Annotated in this window: 7 protein-coding genes and 1 riboswitch; of the genes, 1 reads left to right on the top strand and 6 read right to left on the bottom strand. The window is 38.8% G+C overall.

Going from position 1 to position 8,219, the window contains the following annotated elements; translation table 11 throughout:
- Nucleotides 1-106: 106 nt before the first annotated feature.
- The 5 genes from JCM9140_RS16505 to JCM9140_RS16485 form a co-directional block, all read right to left on the bottom strand.
- Nucleotides 107-2,365 carry a ribonucleoside-diphosphate reductase subunit alpha gene (locus JCM9140_RS16505; protein ID WP_034749014.1) on the bottom strand — a complete coding sequence of 753 codons (2,259 nt, stop codon included), beginning with the start codon at nucleotides 2,363-2,365 and terminating at the stop codon, nucleotides 107-109.
- 148 nt (nucleotides 2,366-2,513) lie between these two features.
- A riboswitch (cobalamin riboswitch) is annotated at nucleotides 2,514-2,703 on the bottom strand.
- A 231-nt stretch (nucleotides 2,704-2,934) separates the two neighbouring features.
- Nucleotides 2,935-3,261 carry a YbjQ family protein gene (locus tag JCM9140_RS16500; RefSeq protein ID WP_034749008.1) on the bottom strand — a complete coding sequence of 109 codons (327 nt, stop codon included), beginning with the start codon at nucleotides 3,259-3,261 and terminating at the stop codon, nucleotides 2,935-2,937.
- Entirely contained in the window at nucleotides 3,242-3,448 is a 207-nt protein-coding gene (locus JCM9140_RS16495; protein ID WP_034749006.1) for a hypothetical protein, read from the bottom strand. The genes JCM9140_RS16500 and JCM9140_RS16495 overlap by 20 nt, the downstream gene beginning before the upstream one ends.
- Nucleotides 3,441-4,382, bottom strand: a complete 942-nt coding sequence (locus JCM9140_RS16490) for an alpha/beta hydrolase (protein ID WP_034749003.1) — start codon at nucleotides 4,380-4,382, stop codon at nucleotides 3,441-3,443. Before JCM9140_RS16490 ends, JCM9140_RS16495 begins: the two co-directional genes overlap by 8 nt.
- Before the next feature lie 13 nt (nucleotides 4,383-4,395).
- On the bottom strand, nucleotides 4,396-4,929 hold the full coding sequence (locus JCM9140_RS16485) for a helix-turn-helix domain-containing protein (RefSeq protein ID WP_034749000.1): 534 nt from the start codon (nucleotides 4,927-4,929) through the stop codon (nucleotides 4,396-4,398).
- A gap of 135 nt (nucleotides 4,930-5,064) precedes the next feature.
- Between JCM9140_RS16485 and JCM9140_RS16480 the strand changes: the two genes are divergently transcribed.
- Complete coding sequence (locus tag JCM9140_RS16480) at nucleotides 5,065-6,288, top strand: PucR family transcriptional regulator (protein WP_034748997.1); 1,224 nt, start codon at nucleotides 5,065-5,067, stop codon at nucleotides 6,286-6,288.
- 22 nt (nucleotides 6,289-6,310) lie between these two features.
- Here JCM9140_RS16480 and ade read toward each other — a convergent pair whose 3' ends face one another.
- Nucleotides 6,311-8,050 carry an adenine deaminase gene (ade, locus tag JCM9140_RS16475; RefSeq protein WP_034748994.1) on the bottom strand — a complete coding sequence of 580 codons (1,740 nt, stop codon included), beginning with the start codon at nucleotides 8,048-8,050 and terminating at the stop codon, nucleotides 6,311-6,313.
- Nucleotides 8,051-8,219 lie beyond the last annotated feature (169 nt).

Genomic DNA, 8,219 nt, shown 5'->3' with positions numbered 1-8,219 from the left:
AGTGCCCTCCCTCTATTCCTCTCAGGAGTCGAGTGGCTTCCGCTCCATTTCACTTAGAGCTAGGATGATATTTCATAAATAACCATGTATGCAAAAATGCAAATATTTAGGAAGAACAACTTTCACATTCTTCTATTTCTACCATTGAAGTTGATCTAGTATAATAGGTTGTTTTTAAGTTTGACTTCCATGCTTCAAGATGCAAGTTTAGTAAGTCTTTTGCTTTAATCGTGTTTTTTACATAAAAGTTAAACGAGATCGATTGGTCAATATGACGTTGGCGTGCCTCATTTTGCTTGATGCTCCAAATTTGATCAATCTCGTAGGCAGACTTATAGAACCACGTTGTTTTTGGTGATAAGTCTGGAGCCGTAACCGGAATTTTGTAATTCTTTTTCTCCTCTGAATATTCCTTTTTGAAAATAGGATCTATGGAAGCTGTTGTTCCTGCAATAATGGCGGTTGTTGAATTTGGTGCTACTGCCATTAAATAGGCATTACGAACTCCTTTTTCCTTGACGCTTTGGCGAAGTTTTGTCCATTTTTCACCTGTGTATTGTCGTTTTTCAAAATAGGCACCTGTCTCCCAATCGGAACCACTAAATAACGGATACGCTCCTTTTTCTTCAGCTAATTCATTACTAGATTGAATCGTTAAATAAGCAATGTTCTCGTAAAGTGTGTCTGTATAGTCAATAGCCTCTTCAGACTCCCACTTAATTCCTTTTAAAGCTAGCAAGTGGTGCCAGCCAAATGTCCCTAACCCAATCGAACGGTATTTCTGATTCGTGATTTGAGCTTGCGGAACGGGAATATTATTTAAATCAATCACGTTATCTAGCATTCGCACTTGAATGGGGATAAGTCTTTCAAGGACATCTTCTGTCACTGCCTTTGCTAAGTTAATAGAAGATAAATTACAAACTACAAAGTCGCCGGGTTCTTTCACGACAATGATTTTTCCGTCTTCTGTCTTTTCTTCAACTACAGTCGTTGCTTTCATATTTTGCGTGATTTCTGTACATAAATTGCTACAATAAACCATGCCTTCATGACGATTGGCATTCGCTCTGTTCACCGTATCGCGATAGAACATATATGGAGTCCCTGTCTCAAGCTGACTTTTCAAAATATCTTTAAAGATATCAATGGCGGGAACCACTTCCCATAACAAACCTTTTTCGCCAATCAACCCATTGTTCGCAGCTTCTATACACTCTTGATACTTATCTCGGAAGCTTCCCTTACCTTTTTCTTCATCATAGTAATCTTCTAAGCTAAATCCTAATTCTTTACGTATCGTATGAGGGTCAAAAATATACCAATCTTCCCTCGCTTCTACTTTTTCCATAAACAAGTCTGGCAATGAGACTCCTGTAAATAAGTCATGAGTTCGTTGTCTCTCATCCCCATTATTTAATTTAACCGCTAAGAAATGAAAAATATCGCGGTGCCAGACATCTAAATAAACACTGATGGCACCTTGTCTTTGACCTAACTGGTCAACACTCACCGCTGTGTTATTTAGTTGCTTCATCCAAGGAATGACACCGGATGATACCCCTTTAAATCCTCTTATGTCACTTCCACGACTGCGCAATTTCCCTAAATAGACCCCAATACCACCGCCACTTTTACTTAGTGTGGCAATATCGGTGTTGCTATCATAAATGCCTCTAAGACTATCATCAACCGTATCAATAAAGCAGCTAGATAATTGCCCATAGCTTTTCCCTGCATTTGAAAGTGTCGGAGTTGCAACGGTCATATATAAGTTTGATAAAGCCCAGTATGCTTCTTTAACAAGGGCTATCCGTTTTTCTTTCGGTTCCTTTCTCATTAACGTTGCAGCAATAATCATAAAACGCTCCTGCGGAAGCTCATATAACTCCCCACTATGCGACTTGGCTAGATAACGATCCGCCAATGTCACTAATCCAATATATGTAAAAAGAGAATCTCTCTCAGGTACAATCTCTTTTTCTAGCTCCTCTAATTCTACCTTTGTATATTCCTGTAAAATATGCTCCGAGTAGATTCCCATTTTCGTCAACTCTTGAACAAGATCGTAAAAAGATCCATATTTTGCGCTCGCATCGTAATTTCTCGTATGAGCCGCTTTTTGATAAAGCTGATTTAAAAGGACATGAGCCGCAACATAAGTCCAATTAGGCTCTTCCATCGAAATTCTTTCCACCGATGACAAAACAAATAAGTGACTAAGCTGATCCTTTGTCATATTCTCTTTCATCACAAGAGCTTGTTCAATTTTTTCTTGATAAGCTGTAAAATCTAACTCAGGAAATAAACTCACCAATTCTCCAACCTGTGACGATGCAAAATCAAATAGTGAAGTCGTTGTCATACTCTTCATAAAACCTTCCTCCTCAACCAAAATAAAAAACGCCCTTTCTCCAGAGATGAGAAAGAGCGTAAAACGGCGTAAAAGAGTAAGACTGACCAAATATACGCATTGGTCTCCCTGCCGTCTCACTTCTCACACCCCGAAGATAGCTGACTTTAAAATGGCGGCAGGTCTCCTGACTCGTGCTTCACTCTACTTTGAGCCTTCCCGTGCAGGTTAGCGTTAACCAACAAGCACAGTGGTATCTCATTTCGTCCACACTTACAGTTGCGGGGGCAGTTCTGGCTCTACCAGATTCCCTATTAAGTCTATTCGACACCGCTCATTTTGCTTTAAATCAATATATAGTTATTTTCAACTTAATTAATTACGATATATTGTATAGACTATCGAATACGATAGAAAAATGCAACTACTTTTTGTGAAAAATAGAAATGAAAACGAATGCGAACAAAGCCAGTATGTTTTGAATCTATTGTTACTCGTGGACTTCAGCCCTGTACTTCGCCGGAATTTCTTCTGTACTCTTCTGCAGACTACATTTACTAGCGATAGAAAAAAAAGACCCCTTAAGGAGTCTTCTTCTCAATCACAACAGCTGTACCATACGCAATGATTTCAGCTGCCGTTTGCATAACCGTTGACGTTTGCATTCTCATTCCAATAATGCCATTGGCCCCTTTTTCCTCGGCTTCTTGGACCATCCGGTGAATCGCTAGTTTACGAGCTTCCGTCATCATTTCGTTGTATCCCTTGATCTCTCCACCAACAATTCCTTTCAATCCCGCTGTAATATCTCTGCCTATATGCTTTGTTTGAATCGTACTGCCTTTCACATACCCTTTTACATCTTTCACTTCATAACCAGCTACGTGCTCAGTAGTCACAATCATCATAATCTATTTCCTCCTTTTTTTCTTTCTTTCTCTCAAGTATAAACGCGATTAGCAAGATAACAGTGGCAATGCCGTAAAACGAAAAGCACACAATAGCCCACATAACATCAACAAATAAAAGAGCAATTCCACCTAGTTGAGCGAGGATGATCAGAGCTATTAAAATGTATTTTTTCTTTTCAGACATGTCGGTTCAACCAGTTTTGTAAGACATCAAGAAAAGAAGACGATAACGGCTTTTCTCCTATATTTTTGTACACTTTTTTTATTTGCATAATCGTTGCGTCTTCAGGTTGATCACGCAGCATGTGATTCATCCCTGTAATGATATGCGGTTCAACCTCAGCTTTTACATAGTTTTTAACCTGAAAGACATTGTCTGGTGTCGCCTGAACATCTTTTGATCCTGTTACAGCAAGAATAGGGCACTGAACTTCAGCTAAACTGCTATACAAATCATGCTCATAATGTTCTTTAAACCATTTAGCATTTATTCTTATCCCTTGGTAACGAATGACATCTTTGTTAGACGCTCGCATTTTTTGATCAAATTTTTGCCCTTGTTTGTTCACTTTTCCTTTTATATTTAGCAAACGAACTAATTTTCCCTTTACCCCTTTTGTTTTTTCTAACGATTGGGTAATTTGACTTCTTTGAAACTCTTGAGCTTCAGCTAATGTTTGGGCAGCACCGGCAACAAGAAGAAGCCCAGCTACCTCATCGGTCTTTGCAAGTTCCGGTGCAATCATGCACCCTTCACTATGCCCAAGTATAAACACTTTGCTCGGATCAACGCATGCTTGTTTTTTTAAACTAGTGAGAGCCGCCTTTGCATCCTCAACTAAATCCCAATAACCAGTCTCCAAAAAGTGACCAGCACTCTTACCTGTCCCTCGCTTATCATAGCGAAACGAAACAAAACCATGCTCCGTAAAAAAATCGGCAAGCTGATTATACAAATGCAGTGTTTGGCCTTTTTTCTTCCCATTGCCATCTCGATCTAGAGGTCCAGAACCTGCAATAATCAAAATTGCTGGCAACGCAATTGGAGACGTACGAGGATAAGATAACGTCCCATACAATTGTCCATTTGTACCAAATTGTACTTCTTGCTCTGTCATTGGACTCACTTCCTTATTTTTGTGGGATGAATATCGTTGCAAACGTTCTCGTTTTCCGTTGGTCAGAAGGTTCATTGGAAGCATATTTCTCTAACACTTGTTGCATTTCCTTACCGAATTCGTTCATTTCTTGCTCACTTAAGTGCAAGGACATCTGCCAATAACCAAGTCCGTCTTCTTTAAATTGATTCGGGTTATGCTTTAATACATATTTCTCAAATTCTTTTAAAAGGTTCGCTTGGTACGTCATAAAATAGCGAACATGTTCTTCTACTGAAGCTTCATTTAGTTCCTTTTCTGATATCGCTAAATTCTCTCGCTTTACTGCATACACTTTTTCGGTTGTCCCTCGAATTTTGTTTGTTTCAACAATTTCAATTAAATCTGCATCTAGCAAATGTTTCAATTGCCTATACATCGTAGCCTGAGGAACATCCTCTAATTCATTAATTAATTGAGCTGAAGTCATCGGTTTATTTGTAATCAACGATTGAATAATTCTCATTCGAACAGGATGTAGCATGATGTCAGCTTTGCGTTGTTTCATAGTGAACTCCTTTTATTATTATCATTATCTATAATGATAATAATAAAGTTCTACCTTTTTGGCAACTACTTTCCCCTCTTATTTATTAGAATATGCTATAGTATCACTACGAATACGTAAAAGGAGGGATCATTGATGAATTCAAATAAATTTGACCGTGTCTTTGATTCTCTCGAAGATTTTGTAGATACAATCAGTGATGTACTGGCTTGTCCTGTTACGTTAGAAGACGCAAATCACCAACTACTTGCCTATAGTTCACATGATGATGAAACCGATGCAGCACGTATATCAACGATTATCGGCCGAAGAGTCCCTGAGAAGCTAGTCAATCGCTTTTGGAAAGAAGGGGTCATTCCCGCATTAAACCAAAGTGAAGATCCAGTTGAAATAAACAGCATCATGGATATGGGGTTACGAAATCGAGTGGCCATTTCTATTCGCAAAAACCATGAAGTCCTTGGATATATTTGGGTGATTGAAGTGAACACCAAATTAACGGATGAAGAAAAGCGTCTCTTAAAAATTGCTGCTTTGAAAGCAAAAAATTTATTGTTGCAATTGAATCTACAAAAAAAACGCCGTGAAAAAAATCATCAAGAATTGCTTTGGCAGATCATAACAGGCAATACTAGCTCTCATGAAGAAACAGCGCTTTTATTAGATAAGATTGGCCTTAGTTCGAAAAAACCTTTAGCCTTTATGCTGATCCGTTTTCATGAAATGAATGATACGTTATATCGCAATGTGATGTATATTGCTAAAACAACGAGTAAGGTTAGTGTGCTTATTGATACGATTGATGATCAGCAATTAATTTGCTTAGTCAGTCCTACTGATACGAGTTTCGAACAAGATGATTTTATTCATTTTATGGAGACGATTCAACTCCAAATGAGCGAACGTTTTGGCATTGATCATATGTATATAGGTTGCAGTTATTTAAATTATGACTATTCAACTCTTACACAAAGTTATGATGAGGCTCAAAAAGTTGTTCATATAAAAGCAAATGGATTAACTGAATTAAAGCATGCTTTTTTCCAGCATCAGCTTGGCTTTTATCGTCACCTCGATGTCCTTTTTCAGCATGGACAAGAACTAGCTTCCAATCCTGCTTTAAGTCAAATTAGACTGTATGACAAGCAACACTCTACGTCACTATACGACACGCTTGATGCTTTCTTAAATAAAGATGGAAATATGAATGAAACAGCTAAAGATTTGCACATTCATGTAAATACCTTGAGCTACCGGCTCAAACGAATTCAAGAAATAACGAAGGTAGACTTGAAAGACCCGATCCAGCGAATTGGACTTTTTTTAGATCTGAAGTTAAAGAAGCCACCTACCGAATAATCGTGTAGATGGCTTTTTGTCTTTATTCTTTTGCTGATACATCAATATGTGAAAATTGTTCTACATCAAACAAACCTGTATCAGTCAATTTCAATGATGGAATAACAGGCAAAGCAAGAAAGGAAAGAGTTAAAAAAGGATTCCACTCTTCTTCAAACCCAATTTGTTTTAATCCATCCTCTAATTGTTGCAATGATTCGTTAATTTTTTCAAACGGTTGAAGAGACATTAATCCTGCTAATGGAAGCGGCAAGTTCGCTAATACTTCGCTCCCTTTTACAACCGCAATCCCTCCTTGTTGTTGAGCTATTTGATTGATCGCAAACGAAATGCTTTGATCATCGGTTCCGCACGCAACAATATTATGGGAATCATGAGCAACCGTAGCGACAATTGCTCCTTCCTTAATGCGGATTCCCTTCATAATCCCGACACCAACATGCCCAAGCTTATGATGCCGTTCAGCAACCACTAGTTTTAGATGATTTTTTGTAACGGACGTCTGGAACAGTCCATTGTTGACGTCAACCTCTTCAATTAAATGTTCGGTTACGATTGAACCCGGCTTCACACCAATAACATGAGCTTTGTTACCTGTTATGTTTAAATCTAGCTGTTCCGAAGATAGCGGCTTAAGACGAACACTTTCTAGAAGATAGGTAGGAGGAGCAATTGGTTCACGAACAGTAACCGTCATCTCTCCGTTCTTTGCCACACATTGGCCTTTCACATAAACAGATTCAATGTCCAAGCTCTCTAAATTACGAATCAATAGAAAATTAGCTTCGTAACCAGGTGCAATCGCACCTTTCTCATTCAGGCCAAAACACTCTGCTGCATTTAAGCTAGCCATTTGAATAGCTTGAAGTGGTTCGATTCCAAGTTCAATTGCTTTTCTCACGCTTGCATCAATTGAGCCCTCATGAATCAAGTCATCTAAATGTTTATCATCTGTCGCAAACACACAACGTCTACCGTTTTGCGGGGTTACAATCGGAAGCAATGCTTCGATATCCTTTGCAGCCGTCCCCTCACGCATTAACAAATACATCCCTCTACGAATACGTGCAAGTCCTTCTTCGGCCGTTACGGCTTCATGATCATTGCGAATTCCAGCGACTCGATAAGCATTTAAACCGACATCATCTAACCCAGCTGCATGACCATCAATGATTTTTCCTCGCTTCCAAGCAGCGGACAATTTTGAAACCATGTTCTCTTCACCTGATAACACAGCTGGATAATCCATAACCTCAGCTAATCCATAGGCATGAAGCTCATCAAACAACGTTTCTATTTCGTCCGTTGTTATATCTGCACCATTATGTTCAAAATTCGTTGCCGGCACACAAGAAGGAACCATTATTTTCACATCCAGCGGCAATTCCTTTGAGGCTTCAATCATATACTTTACCGCTTCAAAACCCCCGACATTTGCAATTTCATGAGGATCCGCCATGATAGTCGTTACCCCTCTTGGGACAACAATCTTTGCAAATTCTTCTGGAGGAACCATAGCTGATTCTATATGAACATGACCATCAATAAACGATGGAGCCATATATGCCCCATTTGCATCTATTTCGGTGACTCCTTCATAGAAACCAACTCCAACGATCATTCCATCCGTAATGGCAACATCCGCTTCATATGTCTCTAATGTAAAAACATCCACAATTTTTGCATTCTTCACAACCACTTCTGCCTTCTCTCGTTTCGATGCAGCAGCAAGCCTTTTATTTAAAAATGAACCCAACGTCATCTCACCTCTAATTTTTAGATATTCCATCTATTGTAGTATGAAACAGAAAGAATTACACGTCATGAGCTAGTTTTTCTTACATTCATCCTACAATGCTGTTTTTTAAAGGCACTTTTCGTTAAAATTACTGCCATTTAGTAGTATTCGCCATCTTTATTCAAGTTCTAGT

The sequence above is a fragment of the Halalkalibacter wakoensis JCM 9140 genome (genome assembly GCF_000513095.1).
GTDB lineage: Bacteria > Bacillota > Bacilli > Bacillales > Bacillaceae_D > Halalkalibacter > Halalkalibacter wakoensis.
Note: the sequence above shows the minus strand (reverse complement) of the source record. Positions and strands in the feature narration are given on the sequence as shown.